The sequence below is a fragment of the Zeaxanthinibacter sp. PT1 genome (genome assembly GCF_028464225.1).
GTDB lineage: Bacteria > Bacteroidota > Bacteroidia > Flavobacteriales > Flavobacteriaceae > Zeaxanthinibacter.
The window spans coordinates 49,614-75,706 of record NZ_JAQPCN010000007.1 but is presented as its reverse complement, the minus strand read 5'-3'; the positions used below and the strand labels follow the sequence as shown (position 1 = coordinate 75,706).

Annotated in this window: 18 protein-coding genes; 5 read left to right on the top strand and 13 right to left on the bottom strand. The window is 44.0% G+C overall.

What is annotated here, in order from left to right:
- Positions 1-57: 57 nt before the first annotated feature.
- Complete coding sequence (locus tag PP178_RS14460; protein ID WP_272595071.1) at positions 58-1,221, bottom strand: OmpA family protein; 1,164 nt, start codon at positions 1,219-1,221, stop codon at positions 58-60.
- 182 nt (positions 1,222-1,403) lie between these two features.
- Here PP178_RS14460 and cysQ point away from each other — a divergent pair, with 182 nt between their 5' ends.
- The 3 genes from cysQ (at position 1,404) to PP178_RS14445 (ending at position 4,608) form a co-directional block, all read left to right on the top strand.
- Positions 1,404-2,204, top strand: a complete 801-nt coding sequence (cysQ, locus tag PP178_RS14455) for a 3'(2'),5'-bisphosphate nucleotidase CysQ (protein WP_272595070.1) — start codon at positions 1,404-1,406, stop codon at positions 2,202-2,204.
- Between the two features lie 222 nt (positions 2,205-2,426).
- Positions 2,427-3,332, top strand: coding sequence for a sulfate adenylyltransferase subunit CysD (cysD, locus tag PP178_RS14450; protein ID WP_272595069.1), 906 nt, complete (start codon positions 2,427-2,429; stop codon positions 3,330-3,332).
- A 19-nt stretch (positions 3,333-3,351) separates the two neighbouring features.
- On the top strand, positions 3,352-4,608 hold the full coding sequence (locus PP178_RS14445) for a sulfate adenylyltransferase subunit 1 (RefSeq protein ID WP_272595068.1): 1,257 nt from the start codon (positions 3,352-3,354) through the stop codon (positions 4,606-4,608).
- Between the two features lie 54 nt (positions 4,609-4,662).
- Here the strand turns inward: PP178_RS14445 and PP178_RS14440 are convergent, their stop codons facing one another.
- The 8 genes from PP178_RS14440 to PP178_RS14405 form a co-directional block, all read right to left on the bottom strand.
- The gene (locus PP178_RS14440) at positions 4,663-5,010 is read right to left on the bottom strand and encodes a hypothetical protein (protein WP_272595067.1); all 348 of its coding nucleotides are present in this window, start codon (positions 5,008-5,010) and stop codon (positions 4,663-4,665) included.
- A 110-nt stretch (positions 5,011-5,120) separates the two neighbouring features.
- A complete protein-coding gene (gene bshA, locus PP178_RS14435; protein ID WP_272595066.1) occupies positions 5,121-6,263 on the bottom strand; it encodes an N-acetyl-alpha-D-glucosaminyl L-malate synthase BshA in 1,143 nt (380 codons plus the stop codon).
- Between the two features lie 68 nt (positions 6,264-6,331).
- Positions 6,332-9,244, bottom strand: a complete 2,913-nt coding sequence (locus PP178_RS14430) for a glycoside hydrolase family 3 N-terminal domain-containing protein (RefSeq protein WP_272595065.1) — start codon at positions 9,242-9,244, stop codon at positions 6,332-6,334.
- Positions 9,245-9,343: 99 nt separating this feature from the next.
- A complete protein-coding gene (locus PP178_RS14425; protein ID WP_272595064.1) occupies positions 9,344-9,829 on the bottom strand; it encodes an ABC transporter ATPase in 486 nt (161 codons plus the stop codon).
- A gap of 83 nt (positions 9,830-9,912) precedes the next feature.
- On the bottom strand, positions 9,913-10,704 hold the full coding sequence (locus PP178_RS14420) for a (Fe-S)-binding protein (protein ID WP_272595063.1): 792 nt from the start codon (positions 10,702-10,704) through the stop codon (positions 9,913-9,915).
- A gap of 9 nt (positions 10,705-10,713) precedes the next feature.
- Complete coding sequence (locus PP178_RS14415; RefSeq protein ID WP_272595062.1) at positions 10,714-12,042, bottom strand: (Fe-S)-binding protein; 1,329 nt, start codon at positions 12,040-12,042, stop codon at positions 10,714-10,716.
- 10 nt (positions 12,043-12,052) lie between these two features.
- Positions 12,053-13,030 carry an MlaD family protein gene (locus PP178_RS14410; RefSeq protein WP_272595061.1) on the bottom strand — a complete coding sequence of 326 codons (978 nt, stop codon included), beginning with the start codon at positions 13,028-13,030 and terminating at the stop codon, positions 12,053-12,055.
- A gap of 56 nt (positions 13,031-13,086) precedes the next feature.
- Complete coding sequence (locus PP178_RS14405; RefSeq protein ID WP_272595060.1) at positions 13,087-14,292, bottom strand: N-acetylmuramoyl-L-alanine amidase family protein; 1,206 nt, start codon at positions 14,290-14,292, stop codon at positions 13,087-13,089.
- A gap of 125 nt (positions 14,293-14,417) precedes the next feature.
- On the opposite strand from PP178_RS14405, the gene PP178_RS14400 reads away from it, so the two are divergent.
- Both PP178_RS14400 and PP178_RS14395 read left to right on the top strand, forming a co-directional pair.
- Entirely contained in the window at positions 14,418-17,210 is a 2,793-nt protein-coding gene (locus tag PP178_RS14400; protein ID WP_272595059.1) for a putative LPS assembly protein LptD, read from the top strand.
- Between the two features lie 933 nt (positions 17,211-18,143).
- A complete protein-coding gene (locus PP178_RS14395) occupies positions 18,144-18,527 on the top strand; it encodes a RidA family protein (RefSeq protein ID WP_272595058.1) in 384 nt (127 codons plus the stop codon).
- On the opposite strand, the gene PP178_RS14390 is transcribed toward PP178_RS14395, so the two are convergent.
- The 4 genes from PP178_RS14390 to PP178_RS14375 all read right to left on the bottom strand — a co-directional run bounded on the left by PP178_RS14390 (position 18,520) and on the right by PP178_RS14375 (position 26,067).
- Positions 18,520-19,371 carry an N-acetylglucosamine kinase gene (locus PP178_RS14390; RefSeq protein WP_272595057.1) on the bottom strand — a complete coding sequence of 284 codons (852 nt, stop codon included), beginning with the start codon at positions 19,369-19,371 and terminating at the stop codon, positions 18,520-18,522. The genes PP178_RS14395 and PP178_RS14390 overlap by 8 nt on opposite strands.
- 83 nt (positions 19,372-19,454) lie before the next feature.
- Positions 19,455-20,456: a type I glyceraldehyde-3-phosphate dehydrogenase gene (gene gap / locus PP178_RS14385; protein ID WP_272595056.1), complete on the bottom strand. Its 1,002-nt coding sequence runs from the start codon at positions 20,454-20,456 to the stop codon at positions 19,455-19,457.
- Between the two features lie 27 nt (positions 20,457-20,483).
- Entirely contained in the window at positions 20,484-21,470 is a 987-nt protein-coding gene (pfkA, locus tag PP178_RS14380; protein ID WP_272595055.1) for a 6-phosphofructokinase, read from the bottom strand.
- Between the two features lie 151 nt (positions 21,471-21,621).
- Entirely contained in the window at positions 21,622-26,067 is a 4,446-nt protein-coding gene (locus PP178_RS14375) for a translocation/assembly module TamB domain-containing protein (RefSeq protein ID WP_336298548.1), read from the bottom strand.
- Between the last annotated feature and the right edge of the window lie 26 nt (positions 26,068-26,093).

Genomic DNA, 26,093 nt, shown 5'->3' with positions numbered 1-26,093 from the left:
AATAAAAACGTCGAAAGTAAAAAACGTATTGTCTTTGTTCGAAAAGTTAACAGAACATTACAATTCGAGAACAATAAATTCTGATCTCCTGTTTGCCCTGTGTTCTGCAGCTGAACACGGAACTCCATCGGTACAATTATTAACCGGCTGGGATTCACCAAATCCATTTGCTTCCATTCGATCATCTGCTATTCCTTTAGAAAGCAGATAACTTACCGTATTTTCCGCTCGTTTCTGCGATAAGACCTGGTTATATGTCTCTGGCCCCCTGCTATCCGTATGGGCATTCACTTGTAGCTTTATCCCGTTGTTTTCATTCATAAGGTTTGCAAGCTGATCCAGTGTAGCTTTGGATTCCTGGTTCAGGCTGCTCGAATTAAATGCGAAGTAAATCTTGCCCAGACCTTTGATCTGGTTTTCTAGCTGCGTCTTCCTGGCCTGTTCGGCTTCTTCCGCTGCTCGCCTGGCCGCTTCCTCTTTCTCACGAGCCATTCGCTCAGCAAGTGCCTGTGCCTCTGCTTCTGCTTGCCGCGCAGCAGCAATGGAATCCTGTTCGCGTTGTTGCTCCTCCTCCAGCTGTTGTATCAATGCCAGTTTCTCTTCGCCTTTCTTAGATAGTCCTTTTTCTATACCAAACTGGTAGACCACTGCTGCGCCATGCTGTATATGATTGGTGGCTTCGTTTCCTATAGACCATTTACCGGAACTATTTAAATCCAGGCCCCAACGGTCAGAAAACCAGGTTCGGAATCCTATGGTGGCATTGTATGTCCCCCTCCCTATGTCATTTGCTTCGGTATAGCCGATTCCTCCGCCCAAATAAGGATCAAACCAGCCAGTCTGACCAAAAATCCTATTCAGGTCATAGCTAAGTCGCGCATCAATCGCATAATAATCTTTGTCCTCAGGATTTACTACTCCGTCAATGATATTTCCCTCCTTATATACATTGTAAGTCCCTATCGCCTCTAATCCAAGCCCGCTTTTAAAATATCGTCCAATGGAAATGCGCGAAGGAAAAGGTACTATGTTCCATTGATCCTTAGTCGTAGTAAAATCTTCAAAAGCATCGCCAGAGTCATCGACGATGTTTACCCCGAGACCAAAAATCCAGGAGCTTTTTATAATACTGTCCTTAGCTGTTAGTTCAGGGATATCCTGTGAATAAGAAAAGGTGGTGAATAATAAGATGAGCGCAAGTGCGCAGCCGTAAGTTCTCATGTCGTACAAATTTGGGACTAATTTTCCCACAAAGATAGGTGCAGCGGGACTTGCCCCCAAGCAATTGACGATAAAACGGGCAAATATTCGATATGATACTGTTTTCAGGTAAATCAGCTAAAATATTCTCATAGGGCAGGAAAAATAAGGATCTTACCCTAATTTTATATCAAAGAGTACTCATGAACGCCTTATTGCATAAAGCTATTTTCGCATCAATAGAAGCCGGTAAAAAGATCATGGAAATCTATAGCCATGGTTTCAAGGTTCAGCGGAAAGAAGATGATTCCCCAGTGACCCAGGCCGACATTGCTGCAGAAAAAATAATTCTCGAACACCTGTCAAAAACGAGAATCCCTATCATCAGCGAAGAAAGCGTCAAATCACCCTATTCTGAACGGCAACATTGGAAACATTGCTGGCTGGTAGACCCATTAGACGGCACAAAGGAATTTATTAAGCAGAATGGCGAATTCACCGTAAATATTGCCTATTGCGAACGCGGTCAAGCTGTGCTCGGAGTTATTTATGTGCCTGTCAGTGGGGAGCTATACTGGGGTAACACTAAAGAAAACCTCGCTTTTAAAGCGACAATCCCGGTTCATACTCCTTCAGCCGAGATTTCTATGGAACATGCTACCCAATTGACAGGAACGGATAAAGATCCAACAATACTCCGGGTGGCACGCAGTCGTTCGCATTTAAACACATCGACCTCGGAATACATTAAGTCCGTCAGCCTTACATACGAGCAGATAGAAATGGTGGTCAAAGGGAGCTCTTTGAAATTTGGGCTTCTAGCCGAAGGTGAGGCCGACCTGTATCCTCGCTTCTCCCCTACGATGGAATGGGATACCGCGGCCGGTCATGCTATATGCAAGGCGGTAGGATTCGAAGTCATTAAAGCTGGCGAACAAAGCGAACTACACTACAACAAAGAAGATCTTACCAACCCGAATTTCATAGTAAGGCGAAAGGGTTAACTCTATTCTACCAATGGTAAAAACTAACCGTTCCTTTAATATGCGCAGAATTATTCTCAGAGGATCCCATGATCCCAAAGAATACTTCTAATATCTATCACCAAATATTATAAAATTCATAATTATTCCATTTACCCTATATAACCGATAGGATAATTAATATATTTGTCCCGTAGGCCGAAAGCAACCTTGCTTTTATACAGCCTGGTAAAACCGTTTTAAATGAGTTCACATTCCCTTAATTACCTCGACGAACTGGAAGCCGAAGCCATTTATGTGCTCAGAGAGGTACACGCACAATTCCAGAATCCAGTAATCCTATTTTCCGGCGGTAAGGATTCTATCCTCGTTACCCATCTCGCAAAGAAAGCATTTTATCCCTGTAAAATTCCCTTTGCCTTTATGCACGTGGATACAGGACACAATTTCCCGGAAACCATAGCATTCCGGGACCAGTTGATAGCCGAACTGGATGCCGAATTGATCGTCGGTTCGGTACAGGAATCCATAGATCAGGGCAGGGTTTCCGAAGAGAAGGGTAAACATGCCACCAGGAATGCCCTACAGATCACTACCCTGCTGGATGCCATTGAAGAGAACCGGATCGATTGCGCCATAGGCGGTGGGCGCCGTGATGAGGAAAAGGCCCGGGCCAAGGAGCGATTCTTTTCCCATAGGGATGATTTCGGACAATGGGATCCTAAAAACCAACGTCCTGAACTTTGGCACATATTCAACGGGCAGCATTTTGAAGGAGAACATTTCAGAGTATTCCCGATTAGTAACTGGACCGAAATGGATGTATGGAATTACATAAAACGCGAAAATATTGCTATCCCCTCCTTATACCTTGCGCATGAAAGAGAAGTCGTCTGGCGTAATGACTCCTGGATTCCGGCATCTGAATTTCTGAAACTGGATGAGAACGAGACCATCGAACAACGAAAGATCCGTTTCCGTACCCTGGGTGATATTACTATTACCGGGGGAATTGAATCCGATTCAGATACCCTGGAAAAAGTGGTAGCAGAAGTTTCTGTGATGCGCCATACCGAACGGGGCAACCGCTCAGATGATAAACGTTCGGAGACTGCCATGGAAGATCGAAAGAAACAGGGATATTTTTAAGAAACAGCACTTCAACATCATGGAAATACATCAAAATCAATTATTACGGTTTACCACTGCAGGTAGTGTAGACGATGGTAAAAGCACCCTTATCGGGAGACTGCTATACGATTCCAAATCCATCTTTGAAGACCAGATGGAGGCCGTTGAGAACAGCAGTAAGAAAAAAGGGCATAATGGTATAGACCTGGCCTTATTCACAGACGGGCTCAGGGATGAAAGAGAACAAGGGATCACTATAGATGTTGCATATCGCTACTTTACTACTCCAAAACGTAAATTTATCATCGCTGACACTCCAGGTCATATACAATACACCAGGAATATGGTTACCGGGGCTTCTACGGCCAATGCGGCGATCGTTTTGATCGATGCCCGGCACGGGGTCATTGAACAAACCAAAAGGCATGCATTTATAGCCAATTTACTGAAGATCCCACACCTGATCGTATGCGTCAATAAGATGGATCTTGTCAATTTTGATGAAACTGCATTTACTGAAATTGTGTCCCAATTCAGGTCCTTTTCTTCCAAATTAGAGGTTACTGATACCCATTTTATCCCAATCAGTGCGCTTTTAGGAGATAACGTAGTCAACCCATCTGAACATATGCCGTGGTACGATGGAGGAACTTTATTACATATCCTGGAAACCCTGGAAATCAGTAATGACGTTTCTCAAGATGACGCCCGATTCCCGGTTCAGACCGTTTTGCGCCCACAAAGGGAAGGATACCTGGATTACCGCGGCTATGCAGGCAGGATATCCAGTGGAAGCTTTCGTGTTGGGGACCTGGTCACAGTTCTCCCCTCCGGATTAAGCTCGACCATTGCAAGCATCACAGGGCCCGGTGGTGAGATTGAAGAAGCTTTCGCACCAATGTCTGTAGCCTTGACCTTAAAAGATGATATTGATATCAGCAGGGGTGATATGATTGCCAGGACTACCAATCCTCCTGTGCCTTCCCAGGAGTTGGAAGTGATGTTATGCTGGTTAAACAAAGATGCCGCTAAGCCACGGTCCAAATATACTATCAAGCACACTTCTAATGACCAGAAGGCTATGATCAAGGAGGTTCTTTACAAAATAGACATCAATAAGCTGGAGAAGAAAGAAGACGATCACAGCCTACAGATGAATGACATCAGCAAAGTGAGGATCAAAACAACCAGGCCCCTGATGGTAGACCCCTATGTAAAAAATCGTTTAACAGGTAGTATTATCCTTATCGATGATGCCACCAACGAAACGGTAGCCGCAGGAATGATTGTATAACATAAACCTAAAATACATAAAAAGATAAAGCCTCCTGAATGGAGGCTTTCATATTTACTGCTTCTGAAGGAGTACTTTTTTATCGGTTTTCGCCATGGTGTATAATCCGAACGGCTCTAAAACTGCAGTGTTGGTACTACTTTCTTTTAGTGCTTCCCGTTCACTGACTGAAATTAGGAGCTGTTCATCCTTGAGTTCCTCCACAGACAATAGCGGTAATTCTTCCTGGGTCGTCTGCCCACTAAAATAAATGATTACCATGTCCTTCTCAAAATCGACCTCGGGAACCTGCAAGCCCGGTTTCCTGGTCCGATTCACCTTGGCAAAAAACGCTTTTAAAGCCTTTTGGTTCTCAATAAGCAGAATTTCCTGCTGCTCCCCTCCCCCATAAGGATCGGTCATAAGCAATGTTAGTTGCGGTGTCTGCTGATCCGAATTTGACTGGGACTTACCCTTATAGCAATTACAGCTCATAAATAGAATAATAAGAAGACAGGGTAAGAACTTCATGATCAGATAGAATTCTTATAGTTAGCCTTATACGCCTTCTCGTAAACGGCTTCGTATAAAGGTAATATATGTTTAATATCAAATTTGGAGGCTTCCTTGAAGGCATTCTGTTTAAATTCCTCTAACACCTTCTCATCACGAAGAATATGCAGTGCATTGGCAACCATTTCATCGATGTTGCCGACATCGCTCAAGTATCCGCTTACTCCTTGTTTATTAACTTCAGGAATACCCCCGGTATTACTGGATATAACCGCAACACGATTGATCATAGCCTCCAGGGCCGCCAACCCGAAGCTTTCCGTTTCTGAAGGCAAGAGGAAAAGGTCTGAGAAACAAAGAATACGGTCTATCTCATTACTATTTCCCAAAAAGATCACCCTGTCCTTAATTCCGAGTTGAGCACAGAGCCTTTCTGCATCCTCCTTTTCAGGACCTTCACCGACCATGATAAGTCTTGCCGGAATTTCCTTGCTAATACCATGGAAGATCCTGATCACATCCGGAATCCGTTTAACTTTCCTGAAATTACTGATATGCGTGATAATCCGCTCATCTTCTTCAGCCATTAATGACCGCTGGCAATCCGTGAATTCTGTATCATAATTGGTGATATCTATAAAATTGGGGATTACCTCAATCTCATTTTCTATATCAAATATCCGGTGAGTGTCTTCCTTTAACGCTGCCGACACCGAGGTGACCACATCAGATTTGTTGATACTGAAGGTAACTGCGGGTTTATAAAAGGGGTGTTTCCCTACCAGGGTTATATCCGTTCCGTGCAATGTGGTGATCATCGGGATATAGATACCGTCCTCCTCCAGCATTTTCTTTGCCATATACCCCGCATAGGCATGGGGTATGGCATAATGCACATGCAGTAATTCTATTCCGTAAAGTTTAACCGTATCTACCAATTTACTGGAGAGGGCCAGCTCGTATGGTTGGTAATGGAAGAGAGGATATTCCGGCACATGAACTTCGTGGAAGTGAATTCGGCTGTTCAGTAATTCAAGCCTAACCGGCTGCTTATAAGTGATAAAGTGAACCTCGTGCCCTCTCGAAGCCAAAGCAATTCCTAGTTCTGTGGCAACTACCCCACTCCCTCCAAAAGTCGGGTAACAAACTATGGCTATTTTCATCCGTGAATCTTTATTAACAGGGCCGATATGTTCGGGCCTTTCAACAAAACTACGGTTAAATTTTTTTCTTAATTGATAAGGGAATCATAAATAGCCTGCTGAATCCGGGTTCTCAAGGCTGATTTTACCAGTAGCATATTGGTCGCAGAAGGGTAAGTACGATTGGAGAGAAAGACATAAACAAGTTCCTGTTCCGGGTCTGCCCAGGTGTAAGTCCCTGTAAACCCGCTGTGTCCGAAACTCTTACGGGATACACATCCGCAGGTAGGTCCTTTTTCGTCTAATTGTGGTTTATCAAATCCTACTCCTCTCCTGACTTTCTTGTCACAGAAATAACATTTATTGAATTTTTCAACGGTTCGGTCCTCCAGGAAACGCTCTCCCCCGTAATATCCACCCTGTAAGTACATTTGCATGATCTTCGCCACGTCATTGGCGTTGCTGAAGAGGCCGGCATGTCCGCCAACACCTCCTTGCATCGCAGCTCCCATGTCATGTACAAACCCCTGCACTACCTGGTACCGGTAATAATTGTCCACTTCGCTAGGTACAATATCCTTCATAGGGTAGCGGTCCAGAGGATTAAACCCTGTCCTGTTTGCTCCAAGGCGTTTGTATAAGAATTGGTCGGCAAGCGAATCCAGGCGGGAGCCATTTGCTTGTTCTATATATTTCTTTAAAATATAATAGGAGATATCACTGTAGCGATATCGGTTCGATTTTAATTCTTGCCGCTCTATCCTGTTATAGATAGAATCCGTATAGGCATCACTAAGGTACATTTGGTCTGTAACGCGGATAGAAAAGCCGTCGGCCCGATGGTTCCTGTAAAATTCAGGAGAGGGCCTCCTGTTTTTATTCAGGGTATCCACGTAAAAAGCGATCCAGGCAGGTAAACGACCATAATGGGACAGTGCCTTCAGGACAGTCACGTCTTTCAGATCAGAATCCTCAAATTCGGGTAGCAATTCCTGGAAAGTGTTATTCAAGGCCAAGACACCCTCTTCTTCCATCTTCATGAGCTGTGGTAGTGTAGCCAGAATCTTGGTAAGTGAAGCCAGGTCGTAAATACTATTTGTGGTCACAGAGTCCTTACTGTCATAGGTCGGTTTTCCGAAAGCCTTGTTATAGATAACCTTACCTTTCCGGGCCACCAGTACTTGTGCTCCCGGGAACATCATGGAGTCAATACCATTCTGAACCAGGGTATCAATTCTTGCCAGCCCTATCCTGCTCATACCCACTCGCTCCGGTACATCGTACCCCAAACGCAATAGAGCATCAAATTTAATCCCGGAATTTACAGGGAAGTCACGATGCGCAGATACCGGTAAGCTGCCTTTGGCCGGAAGAGCCCCAAAAATGATCTGCGCGGTCTTCTGCTGGCTGATCCGGCTATTTTGGTAAGCCTGTATCACACCATCGATATCTTGAAAGGTGGCTATGTCTGATAGTGCATAAGGGTTTGCAAAAGATGCAAGAATCGTATTGGATTGAGGCATACGCGCTATTTCGTGCAACCAGAACCTCTCTTTTTCCGAGAACTTATAGGGTTTCCAGGGACTACTGTTATCTTTATGAAACCCTACGATTACCAGGTTATATTCTCGCAGTTTCTCTGTGATCGTAGCAATGTCCTTCCCATTCACTTGGATGACATCTGTATAATTTTGCATGGTTTCCAGGAATGGATCACTATCTGCATCCCCTAATTTTACGTAGGCAATCTTCTTGTTTTCCAATCGCTTAATCGGAAGAATATCTACACGGTTTTGCAAGACTGTTATAGCATTCTCCATAGCCTCGGCGTAGAGAAGGTCATTACTCTCACTATTCAGGTCCTCGTATAATTCATCAATTATAACAGGGCTGTAATCGTGTAGACCAGCTTTATATTTGGCCATCAGTATCCTTTTAACCGATTCGGCCAGGCGGTCCTCCTTGAGTTTCCCGCGATCGTAAGCTTTTACTAACGCCTCTTTCGCCAAGAGGGCATCCTGCGGCATCAGGAGCATATCGTTACCGGCTTTAAAAGCCTCCAGCGCTGTTTCCCCACCGGGAGCGAAATTGGTAACTCCTTTCATATTAAGGGCATCGGTGAATATCAATCCCCGATATCCCATTTCCTCTCGCAGCAGGTCTGTGATGATTTCTTTGGAAAGGGAAGAAGGTCTGCCTTTATCCCTTTCCAGTTCCGGTATATGTAGATGGCCTACCATAATGCTGGCTACCCCTTCATCTATCAGTTTTCTATAGGGTAGCAGTTCAACACTGTCTAACCTTGCCCTGTCATGTTCTATCAGGGGAAGCGATTTATGAGAATCTACGGCAGTATCGCCATGACCCGGAAAATGTTTGGCAGAAGCCAATATACCTGCCCTTTGCATGCCCCTGGTGAAGGCCAATCCTTTTTCGCTTACGTTGTCAGGGTCTTCTCCAAAAGACCGATTCCCTATGATGGGATTCCTTGGGTTTGTATTGATATCCACATCCGGTGCAAAATTAATATGCACGCCTAATCTTTTGGCCTGGCACCCAATCTGGTGTCCAACCTGTGCTACCAAGGTAGAATCTTCTATAGCGCCAAGGGTCATATTCCAAGGGAAGGCATAGGTGGAATCCAGGCGCATGGCCAGGCCCCATTCTGCATCCAAACCGATCATTAAAGGTGTTTTGGCCAAAGACTGGTAATGATTAGTTTGTTCAGCTTGTGATAGCGGTCCACCTTTGGAAAAGATAATTCCTCCAATATGGTGATCCGTAATTAACTTCTCGGTTTTTGCCATTCCCGCCTTATCTGTGGCTGGGGGAGCCATCACCATTAGTAACTGACCAATCCTTTCTTCAGGGGTCATCGACTCGTATTTAGCATTCACCCAGAGGGCCTGCTCCAATGAATCCTTAGCAATCAAAGGGTGTTCCTGGGCCGGGAGAAAGTGAATTAAAAGTAAAAAGAAAGCTAAAATGAGGAATCTTGGCATAAATAAGTTTCTATGATACTAACTAAAAAGCGTTCAGAATATTGCATTTCATCGGATACCTACCAGCTGCTCTGGCCTGAGTGGGTCAATAGATCGGGATCATTTTATGAACCTTGAATGCCAGCTATCCTCGGCCGGCACCTCCCAATGATTAAGGTATTCGTGTTTATTGGTCACCAGGTTATTGAATACAATGGTGTTTTTGGAGATCGAACGCTGTGAAGCCATTTTCTTAAAATCTTTCAATGACTTATAGGAGACATAAGGTCCTTGCTTAAAGGTCACGTTCATTTTATCCAATAATTCTACATCGTACTGTTTTTCCAGTTCCTGAATAAACCGAACGGAGGCATCTATAGAGCATCCAGATGCCGATGCCACGGATTGGTCCAGCGCCACGACAAGGAACCGACGGTACTTGATCTCGTATCCGGCCTGTAGCTGACTGCCATGAGCCGTCCATTCCTTTAAAAAGGCATCCATTTTCGGTCTGATCTCTTCAAGTTCCTCCTCTGTAAAAGGCCTATTGGCCTGGTAAATCCATATACGCGAAGTGTCGGGTAGTTCTTCAAATGAAACCAACATAACAATTTGATTTAATGGCCCGCATAGCGCGGGCAATAACATAAAATATCTTAATTATACCTGCCATTGCAGGCAAGAGAAGATCACAAGTCTGCGGCTTGTGCAATAAGTTCCGCTACATCCAGCACAGCAACATCATCTTCTTTTTCCTTGTTCTTTACACCGTCTGTCATCATGGTGTTACAGAATGGGCAGGCAGCTGCAATGATATCAGGACGAGTTTCCAATGCCTGCTCTGTCCTTTCTATATTTACATCTTTATCGCCTTTCTCAGGTTCCTTGAACATCTGCCCGCCACCGGCGCCACAACACATTCCGCGCTGTTTGCAGTTCTTCATTTCTACCAGGGCAATATCCAGTTTCTCTATTAGTTCCCGTGGAGCTTCGTAAACCTGGTTGGCCCTGCCCAGGTAACAGGGATCGTGGTATGTAATACGTTTACCCTTAAATTTTCCTCCCTGTAATGATATTCGTCCCTCTTTTAGCAAATCATTCAGGAATTGGGTATGATGTACAACATCGTAATCTCCGCCCAATCCCGGATACTCGTTTTTCAAGGTATTGAAACAGTGGGGGCATGCCGTTACGATCTTTTTTACTCCATACCCGTTCAGAACTTCAATGTTGGTTACTGCCTGCATCTGGAAAAGGAATTCGTTTCCCGCCCTTTTTGCAGGATCGCCTGTACAACTTTCTTCGGTACCCAGCACTGCAAAATCGATCTCGGCCTGGTTCAATATCTGAACAAATGCTTTTGTAATCTTTTTCGCCCTGTCATCGAAACTTCCCGCGCAGCCTACCCAGAAAAGAACTTCTGGTTTCTTCCCGGCGGCTACAGCCTCTGCCATTGTTGGTACCTTTAATTCCTTACTCATCAATTATCTTTATTTTGATTCTTTGGCCCAGTTTAATCGGTCCATTTGGTTGAAAGGCCACGGGGCCCCATTGTTTTCTATATTACCCATCATATTATTGAGTTCTGACGGAGCTGCTGATTTTTCCATGACCAGGTACTGCCTCAGGTCCATTATTATGGATAAAGGATCAATACTTACCGGGCAGGCTTGCACACAGGCATTACATGATGTACATGCCCATAATTCTTCAGCAGTGATATAATCGTTTAAAAGTTGTTTGCCGTCGTCAACAAATTTTCCTTTGTTGACATCCAGGATCTTCCCTACTTCTTCCATCCTGTCCCGGGTATCCATCATGATCTTCCGGGGAGAAAGTTTCTTTCCGGTCTGGTTGGCAGGACACTCGTCCGTACAACGCCCACACTCTGTACAGGTATATGCATTGAGCAACTGTACCCGATTCAAGTCCATAACATCCGAAGCTCCAAATTTTGCCGGGGGCTCTGCATCTTCGGCAGGTGCTGCAAAAGGATCGGCAGATGGATCCATCATCAGTTTCACTTCTTTGGTTACTGCATCCAGGTTAGGAAACTTCCCTTGTGGTGTCACCCTACCATAATACGTATTAGGAAAAGCAAGAAGGATATGCAGATGCTTAGAGTAATACAGGTAATTTAAAAATGCAAGTATCCCCAGGATATGTAACCACCAAGCGGTTCTTTCCAACAAAATCAGTGAAGATTCGGACAACCCGCTCATCAGCTCACCCAGGTACTGGCTTACAGGGAATGATCCGGCCTGTGTATAATGATCGGCCCCCATCTGCTGCAACTGTAGGTCTGCTGCATTCATGGTAAGAAACAGCACCATAAGCACGAACTCTATGTAAAGAATAAGGTTACCGTCTTTGGAAGGCCATCCTTGCATCTCTCGCTTTTTAAATCGTGAGAGTTTAGCGACATTCCGCCTAAGCCAGAAAACAACAACGGCAACAATCACCAATAAAGCGAGTATTTCAAATGAAGCGATCAACACATCATAGACGGCTCCCAGAGGGGCAAATATCCTGTGAGTTCCGAACAATCCATCGATGATAATCTCCAGAACTTCAATGTTAATAATAATAAAACCGATGTATACGATCAAATGCATTAACCCTGCAACCGGCCTAATTACCATCTTGGACTGGCCAAAAGCGATCTTCAGCATATTCTGAAGTCTTTGAGCAGGTGCATGTACCAGGTCTGCCGGCCGACCTAAATTTATATTCCTTCTAAGCTTATTGATATTCCGGGCAAAAAAACCGATCCCGGCCAATAAGGCCAGTAAAAAGATAATATTGGGTAGGTATTGCATTATCAGGTATCTAGTTATTCTCTGATTCTTTCAAAGGTTCTGCCGGGTCGTTTTCAGGTAGTGTATACTCCTTTTGTTTTTTCCCAAAAACCGAGACATTCACATATCGTTTTGGGTTCAGGCGAAAATCCTGCAGTAATAATTCCAATTCCTGCGAGGCACTACTTAAGTTATTGTAAAGTACTTTATCATTGACCAGCTTCCCCAGAGATCCGTCACCCTGTTCTATTTTGGCAAGTACCTTATCCAGGTTGGCTACGGTGGTCTCTAATTTGGCAATGGTTGCACCCAAGTCTGCTTCGGCCAAAGTACCGGACACCTCGGCAAGGTTCGTGGTCATGGTATTAAAATTAGTGATAGAACTGTCCAGTCCGGATTTGTTTTCCTCCAGAATGTTATTCAGGGTATTGGCACTCTGCTGAAAACTGCCAACTACCGCATTAAGGCCGCGTATGGTCTCCCTGAGATTTTTTTTAGTATCCGCATCCAGAACTTCGTTTACATTAGCCAGCAGAGAATCGGCATTACTGACTGCACCCTCTACCTTCATCTGTAAAGGAGAAAGTTTTTGCTGCACTAAATCGGTAAGCCCCGGGCGGGTATTGGACGGTAGGGTATCTCCTGACTTTGCCATAGGGGCTCCGTCAAAGACCGGGTGAATCTGAATTCCTTTTCCTCCGATGATCCCGGTATCATAAAGCTCAGCAGTACTGTTTTGAGAAAACTCGAACTTATTGTCCACCGAGAAGGTAACCACGAGGTTCCCGGTAGCATCCTTGAATTTTATCCCATTCACTGTCCCTACTGTGAAGCCGTTAATACTTACCTGAGTTCCAGGCTGCAATCCCCCTACATTTTTGTAGACTGCGTAAAAGGTTTTGCTATTATCAAATAGAGGGCTTGACTTAAGATAGCTGAAACCTAACATGAACAACAGGATTCCGCCGATAACGATTATTCCTGTTTTAATTTCCCTGGATAATTTCAAGCGATTTTTTTTTGGGTTCCTAACAAAATTAGAAATAATTTTTCGAAGACCTCCTATTATTCAGAGAGGTATTCCAGCGCTTTGGTCACCGAAATTCTTTTTCCGTCCTTATAAGCCACAATGAAAGAAGTGTTAAATCCCTTCTGGTCGGCGTTGGCTTTAAGCAATTTAGCTTCGTCATAGGAATTAGTGTTACCGTAAAAGTACCTGAAAAGATCCTGAAATGGCTCTTTTGACAATTTTCCTAACCCATTAAATTCTCCTGGTTCTAAGGGTATATTCTTACTACTCGCAAGTAATTGTACTTTAAAAGATACCGACTGCTTTGCTTTGGTCTTTTCTTCTCTGTTTTTCTTAGTTTCCTCCTTTGACGGTGTCGTTGCAGCTTTTGTCTGCACAGGTTTTTCCTCCTTGATCTGCGTTTTGGCTACGGTTGTTGAAGCATTTTGAGGTTGGCTACTTGGGGTCTGCTTTTTCTCAACCGCAACGGTTTCCTGCTGTTCTTTCGCGACTTCTGCAGATTCCGGGTCCGGTACAGAAGTAATGACAGGAGCGTTATCCGGGAACGCACGAACATTGCTCTTATATTTTATGATAGCATCCGCTATAGCCTTCCCCATTTCGGACTGGCCTTTATTAGAATTCAGGTAGCTACCTTCAGATCTGTTGGTAAGAAAGCCGGTCTCCACGAGAACACTTGGCATAAAAGTTTGATGCAGCACTATAAACCCGGCCTGCTTTACCTTACGGTCATTTCGTTTTAAACTTTGCGAAAAATTCTCCTGCATCAACTTAGCCAGTAAGATACTCTGATCAAGGAATTCTTCCTGCATGATCGTCAGACCAATAATAGATTCGGGTGAATTTATATCGTATTCAGAATACCTGGCCTCGTAGTTATCCTCGAGGTAGATAACGGAGTTTTCCTTTTTGGCGATCTCGAAATTCTGTTCATTGGCATGCAATCCCAAAACAAAAGTTCCTGCACCATGAGCATCTGAAGAATGGGAGTCGCAATGAATAGATACGAAAAGATCGGCTTTTGCTTTATTGGCGATCTCACCTCGCTTATAAAGGTCCACGAAAGTATCGTCATCCCTCGTATAGATTACTTTAACACCGGACTGTTTTGACAGATAGTCACCGGCCTTTAATGCTATATTGAGGGCAATATTCTTCTCCATATAGCCATTTCCGAGGTTCCCCGGATCGTGCCCCCCATGCCCGGCATCTAGCACCACTATAAAGGGGTCATCGTTCATAATCAAATCAGGAACCCTGTCAAATGACAACAGGAGTAGGGTGACTACTAGAAATGGTATGAAAAAAAACCTTTTAATTTGCATAGTAATTTGGTTATTTCTGGCCTTATCCCCAGGTTAAAATTATGTTGTCTGCGCCCGGCAGAATAAAAAATATATGTAAGTTTGAGCCCCGAGAATCAAGCCGAATCAGTACAAAAATAGGATTTAAAGCATTGCAATCAAATAAACATTTTCTACTGCTCCTATGGCTGATTTTAGTTAGCACCTCCTCCTTATGGTCACAGGAAGACAGAATTAAGTCTCTTCCTATTAAAGCTGAGCGGGATTCGATTAGTGCCCCTGTGCTTCCTGCAAACATCGTAAAGGACAGTATCCCTGTTGATTCTGTTCAATCGGACACCTTACCGCCTGATCCCAATGCCCTACTGGGTAAGATCAAATATAAGGCCAAAGATTATGTGAAGCTAAGTCAGAAAGAACAGAAGATCTATCTATATAACGAAGCCGAGATATATTACCAGGATACCGAATTAAAGGCAGGCATTATCGTCATGGATTACGCCAAGAACGAAGTTTATGCCGGTAGAATCAAGGATTCACTGGGTAATTATACCCAGCTTCCTTACTTTAAGCAAGGTGAGAACGTGGTAATCCCGGATTCAATCCGGTTTAACTTTGATACAGAGAAGGCCCTGATCTTTAATTCGCGTTCAGAGCAACAAGCCGGTCTAGGTGCCTTAGGCAGCGACGCCATGAAGGTTTATGCACAGATCACCAAAAAAGAAAATGATTCGGTCTATTTCCTGAGTGAGGGTAAACTAACCACCTCCAAAGACACCATAGATCCCGATTATTACATCAGGATCAGGAAGGCTAAATTTGTTCCAAAAAAGAAAGTCATTGCCGGGTTCAGTAATTTATATATCGTTGATGTCCCCACCCCTATTGCCCTGCCCTTTGCATACTTCCCTTTGACAGTAGGAAGAACGGCCGGGGTGATGATGCCAACTTTCGGAAATGATCCCAACAGGGGCTACTTTCTGCAGAATGGGGGCTACTACCTTCCCATTAATGACTATGTGGATCTGACGCTCACAGGAGACCTATACACCAATGGAAGCTATGGTTTAAGGGGACAGTCTGTCTACGCCAAACGATATGCCTATAGAGGGAATATCAATTTCCGCTATGAGAACCAAGTCACCAGTCAGCGAGGATTTGACGATTACAGTCGTGGTACCATATATAACATCCAGATCAGCCATTCACAAGACCCGAAGGCCAATCCTAATTCCAGGCTTTCGGCATCGGTTAACCTGGGAAGCAGTCAATATTATCGGAACTCGCTCCTGCAACAGAATTTACCTAATACCCAGGTAAATAACCTATCGTCCTCAATTTCGTATTCAAAGACTTTCCCGGAATATCCGTCGGTAAACATGAGTCTAACAGCCACTCATAACCAGAACACCAACACCAATGTAGTTGATCTTACACTCCCCACCCTGCAGGCCAGTATGGAGCGTATCTTCCCTTTGGCGAAACGAGGAAATATAAAGAAGGGAGCCCTGGAAAACATCAACTTTCAATATGATCTCAATGCCAGGAATAGTATCCGCACAACGGATGAGGATTTCCTCAGTGCCCGGATGTTTGATAACGCAAAAATTGGGGCCCGGCATCGAATTCCTATAGCGACCAATTTTAAGGTGGCTAAACATCTAAGCGTTACCCTGGGAGGTTCTTATGAAGACATCTGGACCCTGCAAACCTTTGAACAATCGTTTGACAGCGGGACAGGCACCGTGGTCACCGATACGATTAATGGTTTTGACAGGTACAACCAATACAATTTAAGCGCCAGTATGGGTACTACACTATACGGTACCTTCAATTTTGGAGAGGATAAGAAGTTACAGGCTATAAGACACGTGGTCAGACCCAGCGTCAGCTATGGATACGCCCCTTCCTTTGATCAGTTCTACGATGAATACATCAATGATGCCACCGGTCTACCCGTGCAGTACAGCCGGTTTCAAAACACATTATACGGTGCACCCAGATTAGGAAAATCCAATTCACTCAGCTTTTCGTTGGCCAACTCGCTAGAAGCCAAAGTAAGAGATAAGGACAGTACTGTAACCGAACCTAAAAAGGTGATGTTACTCAATAGTTTCAACCTTTCTACTAGCTACAACCTGGAAGCTGATTCTCTTAAGTTAAGTCCTATAAGCCTTACAGGGGGGACCACCTTGTTTAAGAACAAGATGAATGTAAACTTCGGGGCCAACCTGGACCCATACGCGATTGATAATAACGGGCGAAGGATCAACACATTTAACGTAAATAATGGCGGCGGATTATTGAGGCTTACTTCGGCAAGGGCCAACATCGGGTATTCCATCAGCAGCGCCGATTTTAAGCGCGATGATCAACCGGTAAGTGAAGACCCTTATGACGGGGAAAATTATGTTGCTGCCAGTGGGGGAAGAACGGACGATCTTTTTGGTAAGGCCAACGATTTTAACGAGAGTGCTTTTAAGGACCGGGATGAGGACGATATTGAGAACCCGGTATACGGCACCAAAATTCCCTGGGATCTCAGGCTTCAGTACGCCGTAACCTACAGCAATAGCAACCGGCAGAACGAATTCACCAACCATTCGATCATGTTCTCGGGGAACATAACTCCGGCGCCAAGATGGTCTGTTGGCGTATCGTCTGGTTATGATATAAAGAGAAAGGGGTTTTCGGTAACCCAGTTACGTTTTGAACGGGACCTTAAGAGTTTCCGGCTGAATTTTGACTGGACTCCCTTCGGGCAATACGAACGCTGGTATTTCTTTATTGGAATTAAGAGCTCTCTCCTGAGCGACCTGAAATGGGAGAATCGCAGTCAGCCGCCAAGAAGATAAACTTAAACTGCTTTAAACCACAACCCTGGGTTGCAGTATGATGATTGGAGTTTGGAGTTTGGGGTTTACTGCTAATCAATTAGTAGTTGATACTCATGGGTAGACCAGTTATGATACTTTCCACCCTCAGTCACTCTGTCCCTATGTCCCTATGTACCTTTGTACCTTTGTAACTTTGTCCCCTTGTAACCCTGTAACTAAAAATATCCCACTGCAGGCTTTCTGCATTGAAAACAATTAACTTATGACCGGGGCGGGGTTAAGAACCCCGGGGTTGCAGTATGGTGATTGGAGTTTGGAGTTTGGAGTTTGGAGTTTGGTGTATACTGCTAATCAATTAGTAGTTGCTACTCATGGGTAGACCAGTTGTGATACTTTCTACCCTCAGTCATTCTTTACCTCTGTCCCTATTTCCCTATGTACCTATGTACCTCTGTAACTTTGTCCCCCTGTAACCCTGTAACCCTGTAACTAAAAATATCCCACTGCATGCTTTCTGCATTTAAAACAATTAACTTATGACCGGGGCGGGGTTAAGAACCCCGGGGTTGCAGTATGGTGATTGGAGTTTGGAGTTTGGAGTTTGGAGTTTGGTGTATACTGCTAATCAATTAGTAGTTGCTACTCATGGGTAGACCAGTTGTGATACTTTCTACCCTCAGTCATTCTTTACCTCTGTCCCTATGTCCCTATGAACCTATGTACCTTTGTAACTTTGTCCCCTTGTAACCCTATAACCCTGTAACTAAAGATATCCCACTGCAGGCTTTCTGCATTGAAAACAATTAACTTATGACCGGGGCGGGGTTAAGAACCCCAAGGAGACAGTTTGCAGTTGACAGTTGACAGTATGTCCCTCCCCAAAAAATGTTCAATTTCTCATCTTGTCTCTTTGAGTCGTTGTCACTACATTTATCCCCTAACGCTAACGCAATGAATAAAAAGATCATTCACACTACCAATGCTCCGGCGCCCATCGGGCCTTACAACCAGGCGATTCTCTCCAATGACACTCTTTTTGTTTCGGGACAGATCGCCTTGGATCCAGCTACCATGAACCTGGTCCAGGGAAGTATCCAACAAGAAACCACCCAGGTTATGGAAAATTTAAAAGCCATCCTGACCGAAGCCGGGATGACTTTTGAAAATGTGGTTAAAAGCACAATTTTTATTAAGGATATGCACCAGTTTGCCGAGATCAACACCGCCTATGGCGCTTATTTTGATCCAGCCTCGGCTCCGGCAAGAGAGACTGTCGAGGTTTCCCGGCTTCCTAAGTTCGTCAACGTAGAAATTTCGGTAATCGCTGTTAAATAGTCTGTTTGTGAAATTCCATAAGTCCCTCGATTGGCCTTTGACGGATCACCCCCAGAACCAGGTCGTTTCTTTCGATAACCACTTTGAGCTCATCTCTTAAGAACCAGGCAATACTACCCACAAAATGAATTGGCACTTTTGTCGCCAATTCAAATTGCATGATGTAGTTATTGACAAATTGCTGTAGCCCTTTATCAATTACTCCTTTACTGTAGGCATGTTCTTTATTCTCTACCAGGAACCTGGCAAAGGTTGCGAGGTAGGTATTCGGGTTTGGCTTCTTGTATAAGTTCTCTTTGATGACATCAGCCTCCAGGTTGTATTCTTTTGAGAATTTAAGCGCGAGGTCCTGTGGCATTTTATGAAAGTAATAATCCCGGATCAACTTTCGCCCGAAAAAATTCCCGCTTCCATCATCCATAGGGATATAGCCCAGGGACATTACCTTTTGGAATAGCTGATGCCCGTCATAATAACTACAGTTAGATCCTGTTCCAAGAATACAAACAATCCCCTGGTGCCCTACCTTGGTAGTGGAATAGATGGCAGCATAGGTATCTTCTTTGACCTCGACCTGTGCATTGGGGAAAAATTCTTTGAAGATTTTCTTCAGGAACTTCCTCATGCGTAAGGTTCCGCATCCGGCGCCGTAGAAATGCAGACGACGAACCTTCCTGCTGTTTTTTGACAGCTCAAAATTATTGGCCAGGCGTTCAACAATCACCTCAGGTGTAAGAACTTCGGGACTCAGTCCCAGGGTCTGCGTCATAAAGACCTGTTCCCCTTTATCATCAAGAGCAATCCAATCTGCCTTAGTTGCCCCGCTATCTACGATTACAATCATATCGGAATAGTTTAAAACTAAAATATCCTTAAAACAAGCGAATAGATGCCCATTTTAAGGATATTTTCATCTGTTCATTAATATTACAGTCCGGCTACGTGAACAGCCAGGTCTACCAATTTATTAGAGTATCCTGCTTCATTATCATACCATGAAACAACTTTAAAGAAAGTTGAGTTCAGCTCTATTCCGGCACCCGCATCAAAAGTACTTACGTGCTTATCCCCGATAAAATCCTGGGAAACCACATCGTCTTCTGTATAACCGAGAATTCCTTTCATCTCCCCTTCTGAAGCGGCCTTAAAGGTCTTTTTGATATCTTCATAAGAAGTCTCTTTCTGCAGCTTCACGGTTAAGTCTACTACAGATACATCAGCTGTTGGCACACGGAAGGCCATGCCGGTTAGTTTCCCTTCTAATGCAGGAATTACCTTAGTCACAGCTTTAGCAGCACCGGTTGAAGCAGGAATAATATTCAACAATGCACTACGTCCACCCCTGTAATCCTTTTTTGAAGGACCATCAACAGTCAATTGGGTTGCGGTGGTGGCGTGCACTGTAGTCATTAACGCCTCCTCGATGCCGTAAGTATCGTGTAATACTTTTGCCAAAGGCGCCAGACAGTTGGTGGTACAAGAAGCATTTGATACAATCTTATCTGATGCCTTCACATCTTCATGGTTTACCCCCATTACAAACATTGGGGCATCCTTAGAAGGTGCAGAGATAACCACCTTTTTGGCTCCTCCGTCAATATGTAACTGGGCAGTATCTAAAGTAGTGAAGATCCCGGTACATTCTGCAACGATATCCGCTCCTACTGCATCCCATTTAAGTTGTTTCGGATCTTTCTCAGCAGTGATACGAATCGTCTTCCCGTTCACTGACAGGTGGCCGTCCTTTACTTCGACAGTTCCATTGAACTTACCGTGTACAGAATCGTATTCTAATAAATATGCCAGATGCTCTACATCTAATAAGTCATTGATGGCAACGACTTCTACATCGTCTCTTTCTGCGATAGCCCTGAATACCAGTCTACCAATTCTACCAAATCCGTTTATTCCTATTTTTACTGTTGCCATTACTCTTTTTTTTTAAAATTAATGTTCTTAGGTGGTCATGATATCGGATACCCGAATAAGTTCATGATCAATTTTTGTATGTCCTTTGATCGCTTCACTGATAGGTGTTAATACGATCTCGTTATCTATGATTCCTACCATTAGGCTCGACTTCCCTTCCAATAAGGTCTCTACGGCCTTTACTCCCATTCTACTTGCCAATACCCGGTCAAAACAAGACGGTGGCCCGCCTCTTTGCATATGCCCCAATACAGATACCCTTACATCGTAAATTGGTAAGTGGCTTTCCACGTATTCCTTCAGTTCAAATACATTCTTCCCTGTCTTATCCCCTTCAGCTACCACAACTATACTGGATGATTTTCCGGATATCTTACTTCTTTTCAGAGATTCCAGCAGTCGTTCCAGTCCCAAATCAAGTTCAGGAATAAGTACCTCTTCGGCTCCTGCTCCTACCCCGGCATTCAATGCGATGTGACCAACATCCCGGCCCATCACCTCAACAAAAAACAAACGGTTATGAGAACTGGCGGTGTCACGGATCTTATCGATTGCATCTACCACGGTATTTAAAGCCGTATCAAAACCAAGGGTAAACCGGGTTCCGAAAATATCGTTATCAATAGTACCAGGAATTCCGATCACCGGGAATCCGAATTCCTCGTTAAAGACCTGGGCTCCTCTGAAACTTCCATCACCACCAATAACCACGAAGGCATCTACATCAGCGGCAACCAATTGGTCATACGCCTTTTGTCTACCTTCCTTGGTGCGAAACTCGTCACATCGAGCGGATTTCAGGATGGTTCCACCTTTATTGATAATGTTGTTCACACTTCGTGCATCCATGGGCACAAAGTCGCCTTCTATCATTCCTTGGTAACCACGGTAGATCGCCAGACATTCTACTTTTAAATAGGCACATGTCCTGACCACACTACGAATGGCCGCATTCATCCCTGGGGAATCTCCTCCCGAGGTGAATACTGCTATTTTTTTAATCTTATCTGCCATAAAAAAAATCGAACTGCGAATTTAAGAAACTTCTACCAAAAAGCACTGATTTCCTTCTCTATTTAAGGCAAAGTTGGTAAACGATAACGTTATCGTTAATAAATTTTCCTTAAGGTTGTGAAAAATGCAACAATCCTAAAATTAACAATGCTTAGGGTAATCGGGTTTTTTGCTTTGGATAGACCCTGATCAGGCTATCACGCCCCATGACTGTAGAAGGGGTATCGCTATCTGGCTTTACATCGAGCCTGGGGGCACTGTTTTTCCCCAGGACCTTACGGAGCAGCGCTCTAAAACTGTTAAAATCCACCTCGTATGACAGACCAACTCCTTGTGTATACCCCTGGTCATCCGCAAGGAACTGGCGAATCTCGTTTTCCCTGTTAAATATCTTAGCTCTAAGGGTGCCTTGTTCATTCAGCAACACCTGTACCTCCACATCCCCGGCCACAACGGTTTCGGTCACTCCCCCTACCGGTACACCGAAGCGTCCGTTGAACAAAACCCTATCACTGATTTGGGTAGAAACGGTGACCCCGATCCTGTCTTCAGTCTGCACATCGTTTGGATCCAGGTAACCCTGTTCATAAGACACCCCGAAATCAAACTTATCGTTACTGCCGCTTAAAACAGAATTCAAAAGCCCGGAAGCTGTCTGTATAGCATTCCCGATCACAGCCTGCCCGCTTAAACCTGAATTATCATTGACAAAGGTTCCCTGTGCCAGTAAGAAAATAGCATTGCGTTCTTCTACCGTAGGATCCTGTAATCGATACTGTAACTCTGACTTCACAATAGAGCTCGTTCCCGGGAAATCAATATTAAAGTCGATCGTCGGCTGCTCTAATTCTCCGGTAAGCTGCACCACAACTTCGGTAGGGATTCGCCTGGAATAACCCGAATTATCGAGAAGTGGAGCCGGGTTAGCATTTAAGGAATACACCGCTTCCATCTGCAGTTGGGCACCTAAGGGATCGCCTGTCCAGGATATAGTACCTCCGGGCTGTACCATAAAGGTCTTATCGATCACCCCCCCGAATTTATAATTATAGCGCCCGCTTACTGCCACGAAGTCGCCATACATATTAAACTTGCCATTGGTGTTGATCTGTATCAACAGGATACCCTCCCCGGTACCTTTAAGTGAGCTCCCGGTTTTAGGATCAACAATGATCTCTACCTCTGCATCAGGGGTAACCACCAGGTCAAACTCCATTTCCAGTCCCTGGTACTCCTTTAAAATACGCTCAGATTCTTCGACCTCTATTGCGCCCTTTTCAATGAAATTTATAAAAGAATAATCCCCGACAGAAGCCACATCACTGATCGGGATCTTTAATGAACTACCCCGTGCTGTAGCACCATCAAAAGTGATATTCAAAGCCCTGGTCGGGCCAAATATGGCACCGGTACCGTTTACAAACCCGGTACCGTAATACAAGACCTCTTCTTCAAAATCCGTGTTAAGGATCAAAAATCGGTCTCCTTCAGTATCCACATCAAAATCCAATTCCCAATCTCCCCAGAAATCATGAGTGATCGTACCATCCAGGATAGCATTGGTCTGATGTGCAATATCTGTAAGTTTTACATTCTGGAAATCGAAAGACTGGTTGAATAATCGCACTGTGGAGTTAGGTCCAAAATCGTAGTCCACATTCAGATAGGGTATGGCGATCCCGGCGTCGTTCAGGTTTAACAATCCACTGATGTCCGGGTTGTCTAAACGTCCGGCAACCTGGGCACTTCCGTTGAGACTTCCCCTGATGTTAGTGATCACACCCTCCCCTAAAGGACTGAAGGGTTCTAATTGAAAATCCCTGAAGTTCACCAATAAGGAGGCCTCCGGGATCTCACCCTGGTTCAGGATATTTCCGATTACACTGAATTTTTCGATCCCGTTTTGAGTAATCTGGGTATTCACCACAAAATCGGTGAGGTCCCTGTTTCCGACTATCCCGATACTCATATCTCCGAGTCTAATACTATTAACGCCGAAATCCGAGATCTTAAGATTACTGGAAGGCAAGTATATATTGTCTTTTTGAAGGATATTCAGGTTTCCTGTGATCTCTCCTTCCAGGTCAAGACTGTCCAGGGTCGGGGTAATCTTCCCAAGGGATACAAGCCTGAATTCCATCTCAAGGTCTTTGTAGGTCGAATCAGCAATTTCACCTTTTAACTTGATCTGTTCTTCGTTATTATTCATAACGATCTCCTCGATACGGATACTATCCAAGGTCCGGTTGAGAATTACTTTGTTCTGCTGGTTCCCATCCTTATTCAGGACCCATGTGTGATTTTTAAAACTTACTTCCGAGCGTTTAAGACCTATAACCGATTTTTTCTCCGCATTAAAAGTGTGGTAGAAATTAAGATTATAGCTGTCATTGTATTCGCTACCACCCTTGAATTCGGTCCTGAAGAAAAGTGTGTCTTTCAGGGTGGTATTGATCAGGTTAAAGTTTCTTGCATTGTAATAGGGTGTCATTACATCCGCTACAGAAACAAAGGTGTTGAAAAGCGGGTTCTTATTGTCAATTTTCACATCAATACTATCCAACTCGTTCCCAAAAGCTTTGATAGATGGCGATTTAAAATTAAGTTTAAAATCCCCCTCGTCAGCGATGATATTACCCCTGATAAAAGTATTGGGGCCAAACTCTACCTCAGGAAAGAATACCTCAACAATTTTATTGTAAATATTGAAATTAAAGGCCAGTTTCTGACCTTCAGATATTTTGTATGGCCGGTAGTTGGTATAAATGCTTCCTATGGAGTTCTGCACCAGCTTTCCGAGTTCATTCACCTTAAAATTACCGCGCATATACCCGGTAATAATATCGGGAGAATTAATATCGATGGTGCGGAGCGAATCTTGTCCAAAGGAAGAAGTTACCTGGAAATCGTCAAAATAATAGGTGTCGTTCACGTTCTGATAACTCGTCTCCGTGAATTTCACCTCACCGACAATGTTATCCAGGTCGCTTCCCTTGATGTCCATATTTACATTCCCCTTAAAAACAGAAACACTGTCATTGATAAAATTGAGTTTTCTGAAATCTGCATATTTCACATCTGCTCTGAAATTGAAGGTATTGACATCACTGCCAAAATCCGCCAGACCGGTGAAGCTCATATCCAGGTTAGGATCACTGGCAACCAATGAACCGTCAAAAAGCTGATCCTTGAGAATACCGGACACATTGACGTTTTCGTATTTGTATTTATTAAAGTTAATATGGTAAACTTCTCCTATGATCTCTGTATTCAGAGTTTTTGCCACAAATCCCTGCCCTTCAACGTTCAAGTCCATAGAGGCGGTCCCTAGCTTTGGATCTTCCAGGAATGCGCCCAGGTCAAAATTCATTAAAGAAATGAAGCCTTCGTATGTGGCGTTATCTATGTTATTTATACTGGTGAGGTTTAGATCTGCATAACTATCGCCGATGGCCGTAGTCAGGTTTACCCTGGAATCGATAGAAGACTCCGTAATCGTAGCATCTCCCCGGATAGTGAATTGCCCGAGGTTCTGAAAAGACGAAGGAAGTGATGTCCCGAGAATGTTTGGTAAAAGCGCCCTCAACTGGTAATAACTGGTAGTTATATTCCTGATATCTGCTCTTAAAACAAATGGTTCGTCTTTAATAAAAAGGTTTTTAAAGTTGAAGTCCCCACGAATTCCCGTGTTGTCAGAATTCAGGAACAGGTCATTTACCGTGAGATCATTCAGCGTTCCACTGAGTTGGGAGGAAAAGGTCACCGTCTTTTTCTTACCAAATTGGTCATATAGTTTATTGATCTCGTCAAATGCAACCGTAGATTCCACGAACTCTGCCTCTAATTGAACCTTGTTCATGAAGTCTTTAAAATCTTCACGTTGGTAATTAAATACCAGCTTACCATTTAAGGTACTCTCCCCGGTCTCCAGGTGAAGTGAATCAAACCGCATCTGCTCTTTGGTATACTGGAATTCTGTTGCCAGTTGTTGCACCTGCAGTTCCCGGGTACTTTGGAATGACATATCGCTAATATCGGCCTGTACCTTCGGCCCTACAATCACAAAGTCGTTCGCCCTGATATTCAGGTTTCGGAAATAAAGGATCTGTTCGCGTTCCAGGTTTTCATCGAGAAGCCTGAATTTGCTATTATTGATCTCCACCAGCCCGGTAGAAAAAAAGAATGGAGGGGTGCCGGGTGGCCTGGGTTGTTTATCATCCAGTTTTTCAATGAATACATTCAGATTGGTATTGGTCTCCCCTTCATAGGTCTTCAATTTAAAGTTAAGACCATTCATTTCTATATCGCCAAATTCCAGTCGTCCTTTGACCAGGTTCCCCATGTGAAGGACCGAGGTGGAAATATCACGGATATAAAAAAGTGTATCCTTCCGGTAATCCTCTATATAAACCCCTTTAAGTGTAGTATCCCAGCTGAGCAAAGAGAGTTTCAGTTTGTCTATGCTGATGTTAGTATCGTACTGCCCGTTAATAGAATCCGTAGCGTATTTGGCCAATCTGGTCTGAACAAAAGGAAGGGATAGGATAAGTGTACCCAGAACACAGATGAGTAAAAGCACCAGTATGGTCCTCAACAATATTTTACCTAGTTTTCTGATAGTGC